At 72.7% G+C, this 15,153-nt stretch carries 14 protein-coding genes; 9 read left to right on the forward strand and 5 right to left on the reverse strand.

Annotated features, from left to right (window positions below; translation table 11 throughout):
• The 5 genes from AB0M39_RS30760 to AB0M39_RS30780 form a co-directional block, all read left to right on the forward strand.
• Nucleotides 1–610 (forward strand): biotin/lipoyl-containing protein (locus AB0M39_RS30760; RefSeq protein WP_365369392.1); only part of this gene is annotated, 610 nt, incomplete at its 5' end.
• Nucleotides 607–1,740, forward strand: coding sequence for an acyl-CoA dehydrogenase family protein (locus AB0M39_RS30765; protein ID WP_365369395.1), 1,134 nt, complete (start codon nt 607–609; stop codon nt 1,738–1,740). The genes AB0M39_RS30760 and AB0M39_RS30765, both read left to right, overlap by 4 nt.
• A 42-nt stretch (nt 1,741–1,782) precedes the next feature.
• A complete protein-coding gene (locus AB0M39_RS30770) occupies nt 1,783–3,375 on the forward strand; it encodes a 4-coumarate--CoA ligase family protein (protein ID WP_365369398.1) in 1,593 nt (530 codons plus the stop codon).
• Entirely contained in the window at nt 3,372–4,106 is a 735-nt protein-coding gene (locus AB0M39_RS30775; protein WP_365369401.1) for an enoyl-CoA hydratase family protein, read from the forward strand. The genes AB0M39_RS30770 and AB0M39_RS30775 overlap by 4 nt, the downstream gene beginning before the upstream one ends.
• Nucleotides 4,094–4,681 carry a TetR/AcrR family transcriptional regulator gene (locus AB0M39_RS30780; RefSeq protein WP_365369403.1) on the forward strand — a complete coding sequence of 196 codons (588 nt, stop codon included), beginning with the start codon at nt 4,094–4,096 and terminating at the stop codon, nt 4,679–4,681. Before AB0M39_RS30775 ends, AB0M39_RS30780 begins: the two co-directional genes overlap by 13 nt.
• Before the next feature lie 335 nt (nt 4,682–5,016).
• On the opposite strand, the gene AB0M39_RS30785 is transcribed toward AB0M39_RS30780, so the two are convergent.
• Both AB0M39_RS30785 and AB0M39_RS30790 read right to left on the reverse strand, forming a co-directional pair.
• Nucleotides 5,017–6,405 carry a PAS domain-containing protein gene (locus AB0M39_RS30785; RefSeq protein WP_365369406.1) on the reverse strand — a complete coding sequence of 463 codons (1,389 nt, stop codon included), beginning with the start codon at nt 6,403–6,405 and terminating at the stop codon, nt 5,017–5,019.
• A gap of 407 nt (nt 6,406–6,812) precedes the next feature.
• Nucleotides 6,813–6,992 carry a hypothetical protein gene (locus tag AB0M39_RS30790; RefSeq protein WP_365369409.1) on the reverse strand — a complete coding sequence of 60 codons (180 nt, stop codon included), beginning with the start codon at nt 6,990–6,992 and terminating at the stop codon, nt 6,813–6,815.
• Nucleotides 6,993–7,073: 81 nt separating this feature from the next.
• Between AB0M39_RS30790 and AB0M39_RS30795 the strand changes: the two genes are divergently transcribed.
• Nucleotides 7,074–7,955 carry a winged helix-turn-helix transcriptional regulator gene (locus tag AB0M39_RS30795; protein WP_365369412.1) on the forward strand — a complete coding sequence of 294 codons (882 nt, stop codon included), beginning with the start codon at nt 7,074–7,076 and terminating at the stop codon, nt 7,953–7,955.
• A gap of 60 nt (nt 7,956–8,015) precedes the next feature.
• On the opposite strand, the gene pdxH is transcribed toward AB0M39_RS30795, so the two are convergent.
• Nucleotides 8,016–8,642, reverse strand: coding sequence for a pyridoxamine 5'-phosphate oxidase (pdxH, locus tag AB0M39_RS30800; RefSeq protein ID WP_365369487.1), 627 nt, complete (start codon nt 8,640–8,642; stop codon nt 8,016–8,018).
• Nucleotides 8,643–8,965: 323 nt separating this feature from the next.
• Between pdxH and AB0M39_RS30805 the strand changes: the two genes are divergently transcribed.
• Nucleotides 8,966–10,066, forward strand: coding sequence for a citrate synthase 2 (locus AB0M39_RS30805; protein ID WP_365369415.1), 1,101 nt, complete (start codon nt 8,966–8,968; stop codon nt 10,064–10,066).
• Between the two features lie 261 nt (nt 10,067–10,327).
• Here AB0M39_RS30805 and AB0M39_RS30810 read toward each other — a convergent pair whose 3' ends face one another.
• Nucleotides 10,328–11,083, reverse strand: coding sequence for an SIS domain-containing protein (locus tag AB0M39_RS30810; RefSeq protein ID WP_365369418.1), 756 nt, complete (start codon nt 11,081–11,083; stop codon nt 10,328–10,330).
• A gap of 235 nt (nt 11,084–11,318) precedes the next feature.
• Between AB0M39_RS30810 and AB0M39_RS30815 the strand changes: the two genes are divergently transcribed.
• Nucleotides 11,319–12,011 carry a metal-dependent transcriptional regulator gene (locus AB0M39_RS30815; protein ID WP_365369421.1) on the forward strand — a complete coding sequence of 231 codons (693 nt, stop codon included), beginning with the start codon at nt 11,319–11,321 and terminating at the stop codon, nt 12,009–12,011.
• Between the two features lie 851 nt (nt 12,012–12,862).
• On the forward strand, nt 12,863–13,726 hold the full coding sequence (locus tag AB0M39_RS30820) for an alpha/beta hydrolase (protein WP_365369423.1): 864 nt from the start codon (nt 12,863–12,865) through the stop codon (nt 13,724–13,726).
• A gap of 152 nt (nt 13,727–13,878) precedes the next feature.
• On the opposite strand, the gene AB0M39_RS30825 is transcribed toward AB0M39_RS30820, so the two are convergent.
• A complete protein-coding gene (locus tag AB0M39_RS30825) occupies nt 13,879–15,087 on the reverse strand; it encodes a DUF1266 domain-containing protein (RefSeq protein WP_365369426.1) in 1,209 nt (402 codons plus the stop codon).
• Between the last annotated feature and the right edge of the window lie 66 nt (nt 15,088–15,153).

The raw sequence follows: 15,153 nt of genomic DNA on the forward strand, positions 1-15,153 counted from the left end.
GCGCACCGGCGCCGCCCGCGCGCCCGGACGCGTCGGCGCCTGGCGCAATCTGACCTCGCAGCCGCAGGCCAAGACGTACGAGGGCCGCGCCGAGCACGAGGTCCGCTACCGGGCGACCCGCGACGGATACGCCGTCGACGGCATGCCGGGCCTGCGCGTCGCGGCCGTCGCGCCCGGCCGGGCGACGCTCGAGGCGGACGGCGTCGTACGGCACTTCGACGTCGCCGCGTACGGCGACGGGACCGTCCACGTCGACTCGGCGGCCGGCGGCCACGCACTCGTCGAGCGCCCCCGCTTCCCCGACCCCGCCGCCCGCCACGAGCCCGGCTCGCTGCTCGCGCCCATGCCGGGGACCGTCGTACGCGTGGGGGACGGGCTCGCGGAAGGGGTCCGCGTCGCCCAAGGACAGCCGCTCGTCTGGCTGGAGGCCATGAAGATGGAGCACCGGATCCTCGCTCCCGCCTCCGGCGTTCTCACCGCGCTCCACGCCGCCCCCGGCCGCCAGGTCGAGGTCGGCGCCCTGCTCGCCGTCGTACAGGAAGCACCGGAAGCACCGGAAGCACAGAAGGCACCAGACGCACCGGACGCACAGGAGGAACGGGAAGCATGAGCACCGTCGTAGAGAGCCAGGAGCACAAGGACCTGCGCGCCGCCGTCGCCGCCCTCGGACAGCGGCACGGACGCGAGTACGGGCGCGAACAGCTGTGGGCCGAGGCCGCCAAGCTCGGCTACCTCGGCGTCAACCTTCCCGAGGAGCACGGCGGCGGAGGCGGCGGCATGGCCGAGCTGTCCATCGTGCTGGAGGAGCTGGGGGCCGCCGGCTGCCCGCTCCTGATGATGATCGTCTCGCCCGCCATCTGCGGCACGGTCATCGCCCGCTTCGGCACCGAGGAGCAGCGCCGCCAGTGGCTGCCCGGCCTCGCCGACGGCAGCCTCACCATGGCCTTCGGCATCACCGAGCCCGACGCCGGCTCGAACTCCCACCGCATCACCACCACCGCGCGCCGCGACGGCGAGGACTGGATGCTCAGCGGGCGCAAGGTCTTCGTCTCCGGCGTCGACATCGCCGACGCGACCCTGATAGTCGGCCGCACCGAGGACGCCAGGACCGGCAGCCTCAAGCCCTGCCTGTTCATCGTCCCCCGCGACGCCGAGGGCTTCCAGCGCTCGCAGATCGACATGGAGCTGCGCGCCCAGGAGAAGCAGTTCGAGCTCGTCCTGGACGATGTGCGGCTGCCCGCCGAGGCCCTCGTCGGCGACGAGGACGCGGGGCTGCTCCAGCTCTTCGCCGGGCTCAACCCGGAGCGCGTGATGACGGCCGCGTTCGCCATCGGGATGGGCCGGTACGCCGTCGCCAAGGCCGTCGACTACGCCCGCACCCGGCAGGTGTGGAAGCAGCCCATCGGCGCCCACCAGGCCATCGCCCACCCCCTCGCCCAGGCCCACATCGAGCTGGAGCTGGCGCGCCTGATGATGCAGAAGGCCGCCGCCCTGTACGACGCGGGCGACGACGTCGGCGCGGGCGAGGCCGCCAACATGGCCAAGTACGCCGCCGGCGAGGCCTGCGTGCGCGCCGTCGACCAGGCCGTCCACACCCTCGGCGGGAACGGCCTCACAAGGGAGTACGGCCTCGCGTCCCTGGTCACCGCCGCGCGCGTGGCCCGGATCGCCCCGGTCAGCCGCGAGATGATCCTCAATTACGTATCCCATCAGTCCCTGGGTCTCCCCAAGTCGTACTGACACGGGAGATTCTGGCCGTCCACGAAGCCGAGGGGGCCGTCCATGCCGGAAAACGTGTTCCGCAGCGCGTACGCAGACGTCCAGGCCGTCGAAGAGCCCATCCACGAGGTCGTGCTGGGCCGGGCAGCCGCCCAGTACGGCGACTCCGTCGCCTTGGTCGACGGCGTGAACGGCAAGAGCGTCACCTACACCCAGCTCGACCTCTTCCACCGGCGGATCGCCGCCGCGCTCGCCGACGCGGGACTGGCCAAGGGCGACGTCCTCGCCCTGCACAGCCCCAACACCATCGCCTACCCCTCGGTCTTCTACGGCGCCACCCGCGCCGGGGCCTCGGTCACCACCGTCCATCCGCTGGCCACCGCGGAGGAGTTCGCCAAGCAGCTGCGCGACTCCTCCGCCCGCTGGATCGTCACCGTCTCACCGCTCCTGGAGGTCGCCCGCAGGGCCGCCGAACTGGCCGCCGGCATCCAGGAGATCTTCGTCTGCGACCGCGCCGACGGGCATGTGAGCGTCCTCGACATGATCACCTCGACGGCGCCCGAGCCCGAGGTCGCGATCGACCCGTGCGAGGACGTCGCCGCGCTGCCGTACTCCTCCGGCACCACCGGCGTGCCCAAGGGCGTCATGCTCACCCACCGCTCGATCGCCACCAACCTCGCCCAGCTGGACCCGTTCATCCCGATGGGCCCCGGCGACCGGATACTCGCCGTGCTGCCGTTCTTCCACATCTACGGCCTCACCGCCCTGATGAACGCCCCGCTGCGCAAGGGCGCGACCGTCGTCGTGCTGCCCCGCTTCGACCTGGACACCTTCCTCTCGGCGATCGAGAAGCACCGCATCAACGGCCTGTACGTCGCCCCGCCGATCGTCCTCGCGCTCGCCAAGCACCCGGCGGTCGCCCAGTACGACCTCTCCAGCCTCGAGTACATCGTCAGCGCCGCCGCCCCGCTCGACGCGCGCCTGGGCCAGGCGTGCTCGGACCGGCTCGGGCTCCCGCCGGTCCGCCAGGCGTACGGCATGACCGAGCTGTCGCCCGGCACCCATGTGGTCCCGCTGTCGGCGGCCAGCCCGCCGCCGGGCGCCGTCGGGACGCTCCTGCCCAACACCGAGATGCGCATCCTGTCCCTGGACGACCCGGGCAGGGACGCCGGCGTCGGCGAGGACGGCGAGATCGCCGTCCGCGGCCCGCAGGTGATGAAGGGCTACCTCGGCCGCCCCGAGGCCACCGCCGACATGATCGACGCCGAGGGCTGGGTGCACACCGGCGACATCGGCCGCGTCGACGCCGACGGCTGGCTGTTCGTCGTCGACCGGGTCAAGGAGCTCATCAAGTACAAGGGCTTCCAGGTCGCCCCCGCCGAGCTGGAGGCGCTGCTGCTGACCCACGAGGGCATCGCCGACGCGGCGGTGATCGGGGTGTACGACGAGGACGGGAACGAGATCCCCAAGGCATACGTCGTACGGCAGCAGGGCGCAGGCGACCTCACCGAGGACGACGTGCTGGCCTATGTGGCCGAGCGCGTCTCGCCGTACAAGAAGGTCCGCCGGGTGGAGTTCGTCGGCGGCGTGCCGCGGGCCGCATCGGGGAAGATCCTCCGTCGTGAACTGCGCGACCGCGAGAAGGAGAACACATGACGCTTCTGACGACGGCGCGCGACCGGGGGGTCGCCACGCTGACGCTCGACTCGCCCGCCAACCGCAACGCCCTGTCGGCGCAGCTCGTCGCCGAGCTGGCGCAGGCGCTGACGGACGCGGCGAAGGACGACTCGGTGCGGGCCGTGGTGCTGGCCCACACCGGCTCGACGTTCAGCGCGGGCGCGGACCTGAAGGCCCCGCCCAACCCGTACACCTTCGTCGCGCTGCTCCGGCAGATCGTCGCCCACCCCAAACCGGTGCTGGCACGGGTGACGGGGCATGTACGGGCCGGGGGCCTCGGCATCGTGGGCGCCTGCGACATCGCGGCGGCCTCCAGCGGCTCCGACTTCGCCTTCACGGAGGTCCGGATCGGCGTCGCCCCGGCCGTCATCTCGCTGCCCCTGCTGCCGCGGATGGACCCGCGGGCCGCCGCGCGCTACTACCTCACCGGGGAGCGCTTCGACGCGGCGGAGGCGGTGCGCGCGGGGCTGCTCACGCTCGCCGCGGACGACGTGGACGAGGCGCTCGCGCCGGTGCTGGACGGCCTGCGCAGAGCCTCCGCGCAGGGGCTGGCGGCGGCGAAGGAACTGGTCGCCGCTAGGGTGCTGGAAACCTTCGACCGGGACGCGGAAGACCTGGTCCAGCGCTCGGCGTCGCTCTTCGCGTCGGCGCAGGCACGCGAAGGGATGACGGCCTTTCTCGAACGACGGGACCCCGCATGGGTGTTGTGACGCCCCCCAAGCAGGACCGCAGCCGGGCGACCCGGCAGCGGCTCCTGCAGGCCGCGGTGGACTGCCTGGCCGAGCACGGCTGGGCGGGCTCCACCGTCTCGGTCGTCGCCGAACGGGCCGGGGTCTCGCGCGGGGCGGCCCAGCACCACTTCCCGACCAGGGAGGACCTGTTCACGGCGGCGGTCGAGTACGTCGCGGAGGAGCGCTCGCAGGCGCTGCGGGCGCTGCCCACGCAGGACCGCACGGCGGTCGTGGCGGCGCTGGTCGACCTCTACACGGGACCGCTGTTCCGGGCGGCGCTGCACCTGTGGGCGGCCGCCTCCAACGAGGAGCAGCTCCGCTCCCGGGTCACCGAGCTGGAGGCCCGGGTCGGCCGTGAGACCCACCGGATCGCGGTCCGTCTGCTGGACGCGGACGAGTCCCGCCCCGGCGTACGGGAGACGGTCCAGGGCCTGCTGGACATGGCCCGCGGACTAGGCCTGGCGAACCTCCTCACCGACGACGCCGCCCGCCGCCAGAGGGTGGTGACGCAGTGGGCGGCGCTGGTGGAGGAGGGGCTGAGAGAACAGGGGTGACGAGTCGGCGGGCCGTTCCCCGGCGATTGAGGCGATACCCGGCCGGGCCGGGCGTGGGCGCGCACATTCAGCCTCGTGGGGGTCCCCCCGGACGAAGTCTGGGGGAGATTGAGGCGCGGGGTCCGGGGCAGCGCCCCGCGGGCAGCCCGCGCAGGGCATGTCCCCCCGCTCCGGGGGCTGCGCCCCGTACGGCCTTCGGCCGTGTCCTCAAACGCCGGACGGGCTGAAAATCCAGCCCCGCCGGCGTTTGAGGCGCGGGGTCCGGGGCAGCGCCCCGTGGGCCGCCCGCACAGGGCATGTCCCCCCGCCCCGGGGCCTACGCCCTTCGGCGGGCCTCAGTCGTCGGCGGGCCCGAGCGCGTGCAGGTCCAGCGAGGACGCCGTCAGGACCGAGACGCTCTCCGCGTACATCGCGTCCGGCCGTTCGAACGGCGGCCGGCTCGCGCCCCGCAGGAACGTCACCACCCCCAGCGTCCGCCCCCTGCTGCGCAGCACCGCGCACAGGGCGTGGACCGCGTCGCGCGGCCATTGGCGCTCGGCGGCCCAGTCGCCCGGGGACTTCTCCAGCGGCGCGCTCGCGCGCACCGAGCCGCTGCGGTCGACCGCCTGGAGGGCCGGGTGGCCGTGGGGGTAGCGCACCGGGATGCCGGCGCCCGCCACGGGAACGCACGGGCCCGGCGCGCCCGAGGGAGTCGCCGCCGTGCGGATCAGGCGCTCGCCGTCGGGGGCCAGCAGATCGATCAGCGCATGGTCCGCGAAGCCCGCCAGCGCGAAGTCGATATACGCCGTCGCCGCCTCCATCGGGTCCTCGCACTCCGCCGCCGCCCGCCCCGCGCGGTGCAGCTGGCTCGAGCGGAAGCGCAGCCGGTCCGCCTCCTGCTCCGCCAGCTTGGCCTCCGTCACATCGTGGAACAGCCAGCCGACCCCGAGCGGCACCGGCTCCTCCGCGAGCGGCGACGCCAGCCGCAGGAAGCCGCTCCGCCAGCACCTGCGCTGTTCCGTCTGCCCCGCGCTCAGCGTCACCCACAGCTCGGTGAGCCCGTGCGGCGCGCCCTCCGCCAGCACATGGTGGAGCGCGCCCTCCAGCTCCTCCACGCCCTGGACGACCAGCTCGCCCAGGGGCCGCCCCAGCGGCGAGGTCCGTCCCGCGCCCAGCGCGCGCAGCGCGTAGCCGTTCACCACGGTCGGCCGCAGGTCCACGTCGACCAGGACGACGCCCCAGGACGCGTCCTCGAACAGCGCCTCGCTCAGCGCGATGGACCGCTCCAGATCGATCTGCGCGTGCACCTCGCTGAAGGCGCAGTACACCCCCGCCGGCTTCCCGTCCGCGCCGAGCACCCGCGCCGACTGGGTCCGTACGAGCACCCGCCCGCCGTCCTTGCGCAGCAGCGCGAACTCGTGGACCTGCCGTCCGGGCGAGTCCATCGAGGCCATCAGCCGCTCGTGGACCTCGTCCGCGTCCGCTGTCCGCACCGCCCAGCCGGCGAAGCCGCGCCGCCCCACCGCCTCCTCGGGCGTCCAGCCGAGAATCCGCTCGGCCTCGCGGTTCCAGTGGGTGACGGCGCCGTCCGCGTCGAAGGCGCAGAGCGCCGCGTCCATCCCGTCGAGCAGCGCGGCCAGCAGCTCGGCGCCGGCCACCGGGGCAGACTCGGATGGACCCGTGCCCTTCGGCTCCGGCTCGTCGGGCCCGAGCGTGTTGGCAGTCTCACTCCTTGAAGCACTCATCCTGGACCCCCTGCAGGACGCGTTCGCGCGAGCTGACGCCCGTCAGATCATTCAACTCGAACGTGACGCAGGACACACCCGGTTCCTGGAAATCGTTGCCTTGCGGAGACGCCGGAGGGGGCATTGAAAGGGCTGTGAGCTGGGGCTTTCGATCCGGCGCGATAATTCGCTTGAACCGTCTGGGGGGGCGTTCTTAGGGTGTGGAGCACACGGTGAAAGGAGGTGATCCGGAAGTGATGTCTTTTCGGATGCGTGAGGTGACTGCGGGCTGACGGCCCGTCGTCGCACTCTGTGTGCAGCCGACTGACCGTCGGCCGAAATACCAAGCAGTCACCGACCCGCGGGCTCGCCGGCTCATCCGGCCGGCTCCTCCGTCAGGAGGGACCAGAGCCCGCGGGTTTCTGCGTTCAGGGCGGCTGCCTCGCTTTTGGCCTATGCCAGGCCGAGCCCCCCGTCCGCTGCGACCGCGCCTCGCCGACGCGCAGAACGAGGGCCGCCGCGCCGAGCAGCAGCGCGCCCAGGGCGCCTCGGCGCTGCTCGGTGATGAGTTCCTTGGCCGACCAGAGCGGGGCGCCAGTGAGTTCCATTTGGGAACTTGCGCTGAGTTTCTATCGGGAACTCACTCGGTGGCGCAGGATGGTCCCCTACTCGACGGAGGAGCCGGACCCATGGCCAGAGCAGTACCGGAGCGCGATGCCGCATGCGGCATCGCCCAGGCGGCGGCCGTGATCGGCGACTGGTGGAGCCTGCTCCTGATCCGCGAGACCGCCCGCGGCCGGCACCGCTTCGACGAGCTCCAGCACGAGCTCGCCATCTCCCGCAAGGTCCTCGCCGAGCGGCTGGGCCACCTCGTGGACAGCGGGGTCCTGGAGAAGGCGCCGTACCAGGACAACCCCGTGCGGTACGAGTACCGGCTCACCGACGCCGGCCGCGCGCTGCTCCCGGTGCTCGTGTCCATGCAGGACTGGGCCGACCGCTGGCTGCTCGGCGACGGCACGCTCACGGCGTCGGCGGACGAGCACAGCGCGGAGGCGCACCGGATGCTGGCCCTGCCCGGCGCCCGGCTGCCGCGGATCGCGCTGCCCGCGCACACCGGCGGCGAGCTCGACCCCGTGGACCCGTCCGCCGCGGCCACGGTGCTCTTCTGCTACCCGGCCACCGGCCGCCCCTCCCCGCTGCCCGACGGCTGGTCGAGCATCCCGGGCACGGTCGGCTGCACCCTGGAGAACCGGCTGTTCCGGGACGCGTACGACGACTTCGCCGCGGCGGGCGTCGCCGTGCGCGGCGTCGGCACCCAGCGCCCGGACGAGCAGCGGGACTTCGCCGCGGCGGAGGAGATCCCCTTCCCGCTGCTCTCGGACATGGACGCCCGTCTTTCGGCGGCGCTGCGGCTGCCGACGTTCCGGGCGGGACAGGCGCTGCGGCTGAAGCGGGCGGTGCTGACCGTCGACCGGGAGCGGGCCGTGCGCCATGTGCAGTTCCCGGTGACGGACGTCCCGGCCGCCGTCGCCGCGGCGCTGGAGGCGGGGCGACGGATCGCCGAGGAGTGAGCCTCAGCGCCCGGCGGCGGGTACGGGTACTTGGTACTGGTACTTGATACGGGCGCGGCGTCAGGGCGCCAGGCGCTCCACGCGCCACTCGCCCGCGTCCGTGCGCACATAGCGCAGCCGGTCGTGTAGCCGGTTGCGGTGCCCCTGCCAGAACTCGACCTCCTGCGGCGCCACCCGGAACCCGCCCCACTGCGGCGGCACCGGCACCTGCTTGCCCTCCGGGTAGCGGGCGTCCAACTCCTCGTACCGGCGCAGCAGTTCCTCGCGGCCGCCGAGCACCGACGACTGCTCGCTCGCCCAGGCGCCGAGCTGGGAGCCGTGCGGGCGGGTGCGGAAGTACGCGGCCGTCTCGTCGCGGCCGACACGGCTCGCGGTGCCGGTCACGGAGACCTGGCGTGCCAACGGGTGCCAGGGGAAGAGCAGGGAGACCTGCGCGTTGGCGGCGATCTCCCGGCCCTTGCGGGAGTCGTAGTTCGTGAAGAAGACGAAGCCGCGGTGGTCGTACTGCTTGAGGAGCACCGTGCGCGAGGACGGGCGGCCGTCCGGCGTCGCCGTGGAGACGATCATGGCGTTCGGCTCGTGCAGGCCCCCGGTCGCCGCCTCCTTGAACCAGCGGGTGAACTGGTCCATGGGCGCCGGGGCGAGGTCCGCCTCGAGGAAGGGGGTCGAGCGGTACTGCTCTCGCATGACGGACGGGTCGTGAGCGGGGTCATAGGCGTCGTCGTGGTCGGTCACGGGGGCCATCCTGCCGCAGCGGCCCAGTCTTCCCGGCGCCGAGTGGTGCTAATCCTCGCCGGGCGGAATGGGTAAGTGTGCCGGATGTCACGCTTCCCCGCACCCTACGAACCCGCCAAAATCTAGCCTCGGGCCACTGTGGCCTCCATACAGCGGGGGATACCGTGCCTGCCTTCCCGACGGTTGGGTGACCACCGGCCGGACGGGGAATCACCGGGGTGACCAGCCCACGCGTGCCACGCATATTTGTCGTACACATCTTGAGGAGCCGCCTGATGTCCGACTTCGTACCTGGACTCGAGGGAGTCGTCGCGTTCGAGACGGAGATCGCCGAACCCGACAAGGAGGGCGGCTCGCTCCGCTACCGGGGGGTCGACATCGAAGACCTGGTGGGCCACGTCTCGTTCGGGAACGTGTGGGGCCTGCTGGTGGACGGCGCGTTCAACCCCGGCCTGCCGGCCGCGGAGCCTTTCCCGATCCCCGTGCACTCCGGCGACATCCGCGTCGACGTGCAGTCGGCGCTGGCCATGCTCGCGCCGGTATGGGGCTTGAAACCGCTGCTCGACATCGACGAGGCGCAGGCCCGTGAGGACCTGGCGCGAGCCGCGGTGATGGCGCTGTCGTACGTCGCCCAGTCGGCGCGCGGGCAGGGGCTGCCGATGGTGCCGCAGCGGGAGATCGACAAGGCGCAGTCGGTGGTCGAGCGCTTCATGATCCGCTGGCGCGGCGAGCCGGACCCCAAGCACGTCAAGGCGGTCGACGCGTACTGGACCTCCGCGGCGGAGCACGGAATGAACGCGTCCACGTTCACCGCCCGCGTCATCGCCTCCACGGGCGCGGACGTGGCGGCGGCGCTCTCGGGCGCGGTCGGCGCGATGTCCGGGCCGCTGCACGGCGGGGCGCCCTCGCGCGTGCTCGGCATGATCGAGGAGATCGAGCGGACCGGCGACGCGACGGCGTACGTGAAGCGGGCGCTCGACAAGGGCGAGCGCCTCATGGGCTTCGGCCACCGCGTCTACCGCGCCGAGGACCCGCGCGCCCGCGTCCTGCGCCGCACGGCCAAGGAGCTGGACGCGCCGCGCTACGAGGTGGCGGAGGCGCTGGAGCGGGCGGCGCTGGAGGAGCTCCACAGCCGCAGGCCGGACCGCGTTCTGGCGACGAACGTCGAGTTCTGGGCGGCGATCATGCTGGACTTCGCGGAGGTCCCGGCCCACATGTTCACGTCCATGTTCACCTGCGCCCGCACGGCGGGCTGGTCGGCCCACATCCTGGAACAGAAGCGCACCGGCCGCCTGGTCCGCCCCTCGGCCCACTACGTGGGCCCGGGCCCCCGCGACCCCCGCGAGATCACGGGCTACGACGACATCGCGGACTGAGCCTGGCGCATTCAGCCCCGCCGGCGATTGAGGCGCGGGGTCCGGGGCGGAGCACCGCGGGCTGCCCGCGCAGGGCCCGTCACCCCCGTACGCCCTACGGGCGTGTCCTCAATCTCCCCCAGACTCCGTCCGGGGGGACCCCCAACGGGCTGAAAACTCAGCCCCGCCGGCGATTGAGGCGCAAACCCAGCCTCGCCGGCGATTGAGGCGCGGGGTCCGGGGCAGCGCCCCGCGGGCTGCCCGCGCAGGGCACGTCGCCCCCTACCGCCGGTAGAAGATCCGGTCCCCGTACTCCGCCATCACCCGCCCATTCCACTCATGCCCCCCGTCCACATTCCCCGACCTCAGCAGCGGCGGCTCCAAACCCCGCCGCACGAGCGACTCCGCCGCCGCCGCCATCGTCGCCTGCATGAGCGCACTCGTGACGACCGTCGACGCGGGCGCGAACGGCGCCTCGATGCCCTCGTGGCTCAGCTCCGCGTCGCCCACCGCGATCTTGGAGTCGAGGACGACGTCGCAGTGGTCCTTGAGGAACGTGTTCGAGACATGCCGGGACTTGGTCTCCTCGGCGTACGCCACTGACGTCACGCCGATGACCTTGAGCCCGAGCGCGCGCGCGTTCATCGCCATCTCGACGGGCAGCGCGTTGCGCCCGGAGAGCGAGACGACCACGAGTACGTCCCCGGCCTTCGCGGGGCTGGAGTCGAGCACCGCTCCCGCCAGCCCGTCCACCCGCTCCAGCGCCGAGCCGAGCGTCGCCGGCATGACGTCGACGCCGACGACGCCCGGCACGGCCAGCAGGTTCATCAGCGCGAAGCCGCCCGCCCGGTAGACGACGTCCTGCGCGGCCAGCGAGGAGTGCCCGGCGCCGAAGGCGAAGAGCCGGCCGCCCGCGGCGACGGTGTCGGCGACGGCCTCTCCCGCGGCGGCGATGTTGTCCGACTCCTCGTCCCGCACACGCTGCAGCAGACCGATCGCGGCGTCGAAGAACTGACCGGCCAGCTTGCTCTCGCTCATCGCCGAGCCCTTTCCGGAGGTGGATGCGCATGGCATGGGCGCGGCGGGAATATCCGCGCCGCGGATCACGTTGCGGTCTGGACCATTGCCCTGTCAATACGAATCAATACGAACGCTCAGACCGGGTCTGAGGCAAGCTCAGCGACGGGCTCTCGCCAGCACGGCACGGTTGTCAGTGGGATGCGTCAGAATTGAGTCGGGGCCGCAGCGCACACGATTTCATCGAGGGGCACGTATGTCCGGACTGATCGACACGACGGAGATGTATCTCCGCACCATCCTCGAGCTCGAAGAGGAAGGTGTGGTGCCTATGCGGGCCCGCATCGCCGAGCGACTCGACCAGAGCGGTCCGACGGTCAGCCAGACCGTGGCCCGTATGGAGCGGGACGGTCTGGTGACGGTGGCGGGAGACCGCCATCTGGAGCTCACCGGCGAGGGCCGGCGGCTGGCGACGCGCGTGATGCGCAAGCACCGGCTCGCCGAGTGTCTGCTCGTCGACGTGATCGGGCTGGAGTGGGAGCAGGTCCACGCGGAGGCCTGCCGCTGGGAGCACGTGATGAGCGAGGCGGTGGAGCGGCGCGTGCTGGAGCTGCTGCGCCACCCGACCGAGTCGCCGTACGGCAACCCGATCCCGGGCTTGGAGGAGTTGGGCGAGAAGGCCGAGGCGGAGGCGTTCCTGGACGAGGGGATGGTCTCGCTGGCCGACCTCGACCCGGGCACAGACGGCAAGACGGTCGTCGTACGCCGAATTGGCGAGCCGATCCAGACGGACGCTCAGTTGATGTACACCCTGCGTCGGGCGGGCGTGCAGCCCGGCTCGGTGGTCAGCGTGACGGAGTCCGCGGGCGGCGTGCTGGTGGGCAGCAGCGGCGAGGCGGCGGAGCTCGAGGCGGACGTGGCGTCGCACGTGTTCGTCGCCAAGCAGTAGCCGCGCTGGGCTGAAGCAGGCCGTTCGGCCGGGACCGACCCCGCGGCCCGGCTGCCGGACCAGCCCCGGAAGCGATCCGGAGCCGGCGCCCGCGAGACGCGAACGGCCGCCGGACCGACGGCGGAAGCGACCGAGACGGCCCCCGCGACCGCCTATATCCGCCCCGCAAGGGCTCCGCAACCGCCCTGGATCCACCCCGGAACCGCCCCGGACCCGCTCCCGGAGCGGACCGCCGGGCCGATCCCGCGCGGTCCTCCGTACCGCTCCCGCGCGGCCCCTCGTACCGATTCTGGAATCGCTTTCCGTCCGGAATGGCAGCGCCCGGGCGAATCGCGTGCCACTCTGTGGCTGAGGCAGATGACCCGTGGCCGGGTGGGGGTCCCCCCGGCGAAGCCAGGGGGAGGATCAGGGTGATGCGCCCGTCGTACGCCGCGCGCGCGGGGCAGCGCGCCCGGCGCCAGACGCTGTGCGACGTATCCGTATGCGCGCCTGCCTCCCGCTCGCCGTCCTCGTGCGCGCCCCCACCCTCCCCACGTGCACCTTCGCCCTCGCCCCGCTGTGCGCAGGAGGGCCCCGGCGCCCTGAGGCGCCGGGGCCTGTCCTCCCCTGTGCTGACCCGGAGCCCCGAGCTCCCAGGGTCAGCTCCCGCGGACCGTTTTCCCCGAGCGGCCCGCCTCCCGCAGAAGATCTCCCCTCGGCGGCGGGGGTCAACCCTTGAGCGCGGTCACTCGAACGAGGGGTGTTGCGCGCCAGAACCCAGTTTTCGAATAAGAGTTCGATAGTCTGGCGATACACGACAGGAGCTCGGCGCGGGCTCGATCACCGGGGGAGAGAAGGGGGTGCCAGGCCACATGGTGCGGCGCATCGACGTAACCGGAGCTGACGGCGTACGCCTCGCTGCCTGGGAGTTCGCAGACTCTCCCAAGGGCCGCGGCGAGGCGGAGCACGTCCCCGGGGTCTTACTGCTCCACGGTCTGATGGGGCGTGCCTCCCATTGGGCCTCCACGGCTCGGTGGCTCGCGGATCGCCACCGGGCGGTCGCCCTCGACCAGCGGGGGCACGGTCGCAGCGACAAGCCTCCCGAGGGCCCGTTCACCCGCGAGGCGTATGTGTCGGACGCCGAGTCGGTGATCGAACAGCTGGACCTCGGTCCTGTGACCCTGATCGGCCACTCGATGGGCGCGCTCACCGCCTGGCAGCTGGCGGCCCGGCGGCCCGACCTCGTCCAGGCCCTGATCATCTGCGATATGCGCGCGTCGGCGCTGGGAGCGGCCTCGCAGCGGGAGTGGGAGGACTGGTTCCGCACCTGGCCGGTCCCCTTCGCGACGCTGGCGGACGTCCGCAAGTGGTTCGGCGAGGACGACCCCTGGCTGGAGCGCCCGGTCCCCTCGCGCGGGGAGTTCTTCGCTGAGGTCATGGCGGAACGGGCGGACGGCTGGCGTCCGGTCTTCTCCCGCCGCCAGATGCTCGTCTCCCGCGAGACCTGGGTCCACGACGCCCACTGGGAGGAGCTGGCCCAGGTCCAGTGCCCCGCCCTCGTGGTCCGCGGCCTGGACGGCGAGCTGGGCCGCGCGGAGTCCCAGGAGATGGTCCGGGTCCTGCCCCGAGGCGAGTACGCGGAGGTGGCCGACGCGGGCCACCTGGTCCACTACGACCAGCCGGAGGGCTGGCGGACGGCGGTCGAGCCGTTCCTGGACGGAGTGCTGACGCCGTGAGACGCATCGGCCGGGCGCGGTCCATATCCAGCCGTTCGCTGTCCAGCCGTGCGCTCGCGTGACGGACCCGGCGCCGCTCCCGACTCCGATCGCGTCCGCGCTCCCGTCACAGACTCCGCTCTCGGCTCGGGCTCAGCTCCATTCCAGGCGGCTCACTTCCAGGGGACGTTGAGCCACGGGCTCCCCGGCGCCGTCGTCAGAATCCGGTGCGCCTCCAGCATGTTGCCGTACCACTCGCCGAACTCGTCCCCGTCGAAGTGGAGGCACCGCCCCAGGATGTAGCCGACGGAGAACTCCTCCCACGAGTCGTACGCGCTCTGGCTGACCTTGCCCGCGCGGACGACCGCCGCCTCAGCCTCGCGCAGATCGCAGAAGCGCGAGCCCAGGCCCCAGCGGGCCATCTTCGAGGCGCGGCCGTAGTCCCAGGCGAGGACGGAGCGGATCTGGGCGCTCTCGCCGAGCAGACCGTCGGCGCGGAAGCGGGTCTCGTAGCGGGTGACCCGGTCGATGAACTCCTCGGCCTCCTCCACCTCCTCCTGCACGCCGGCGGTCTCTCCCGTCTCCATGGCCCGCCCGCGTATGGAGCTCTCCACCACATGCCGCCACACCCCGGGCTCGACCGCCGCGCCGAGCTCCTCGCCCAGGGAGCGGCGGATCTTCAGGGCGGACTCCCACATCGGGTCGCTCATCTGGCCGCGCAGCAGCTGCTCCTCGTAGCTGACCCACTGCTCGCGGCTGGTGATGCCCCACCACTCCCGAAGGCGCTCGCGCTCGGCGCGGAAGCCGGTGCCGTGCCAGCCCATCGCGTTCCACAGGGACCGGTTGTTCACGCACAGCAGCGCCCCGCAGGCGAGCCCGTGGGCCACCGGCCCCTGCAGCGCCCCGCCCGCCCGCAGCGCGCGCAGCTTCGGCTGGTGGGGTCTCGGGTTCCGGGCGGCGTGCTGCGCCCAGACGGCGCGGTCGCCCGGGCTCGCCGGGAAGTACGCCTCGCACGGGGTGCCGGGGTTCACCGCCAGCCACGCGCCGTCCCAGAACGTGCGCCCGGCGAGGTCCCCGAGTCGGACCGCGAAGTACACGGGATCCGGCATCGGCGCGGGCAGCGTGCCCTCGGTGAGGAACGCGAAGCAGTGCGTGCGGTTCACCGGGTTCCAGTACGGAGTCCAGGTCAGCCCGTCCACGGTGGCCTCCGCCTTGGCCCGCGGCATGGCGTGGAACAGCCGTGCGCCGGCCAGGACGTCGAAGTAAGACGCCCAGTCGCCCCGGCATTTGGCCTCGTACAGCTGCTGCTCGACATCGGTCGGCGGCTGCCAGGACCCTGCGTACGCCGGGGCGCTATGCCAGCCCCCGTCTCGGTTCCCCATGCCGCGCACTCTACAAACGTTCCCGCCCGGCCCTGGAGACAGGTGCGGGCGGACGCCCGATCGACC

This window comes from Streptomyces sp. NPDC051907 (assembly GCF_040681075.1).
GTDB lineage: Bacteria > Actinomycetota > Actinomycetes > Streptomycetales > Streptomycetaceae > Streptomyces.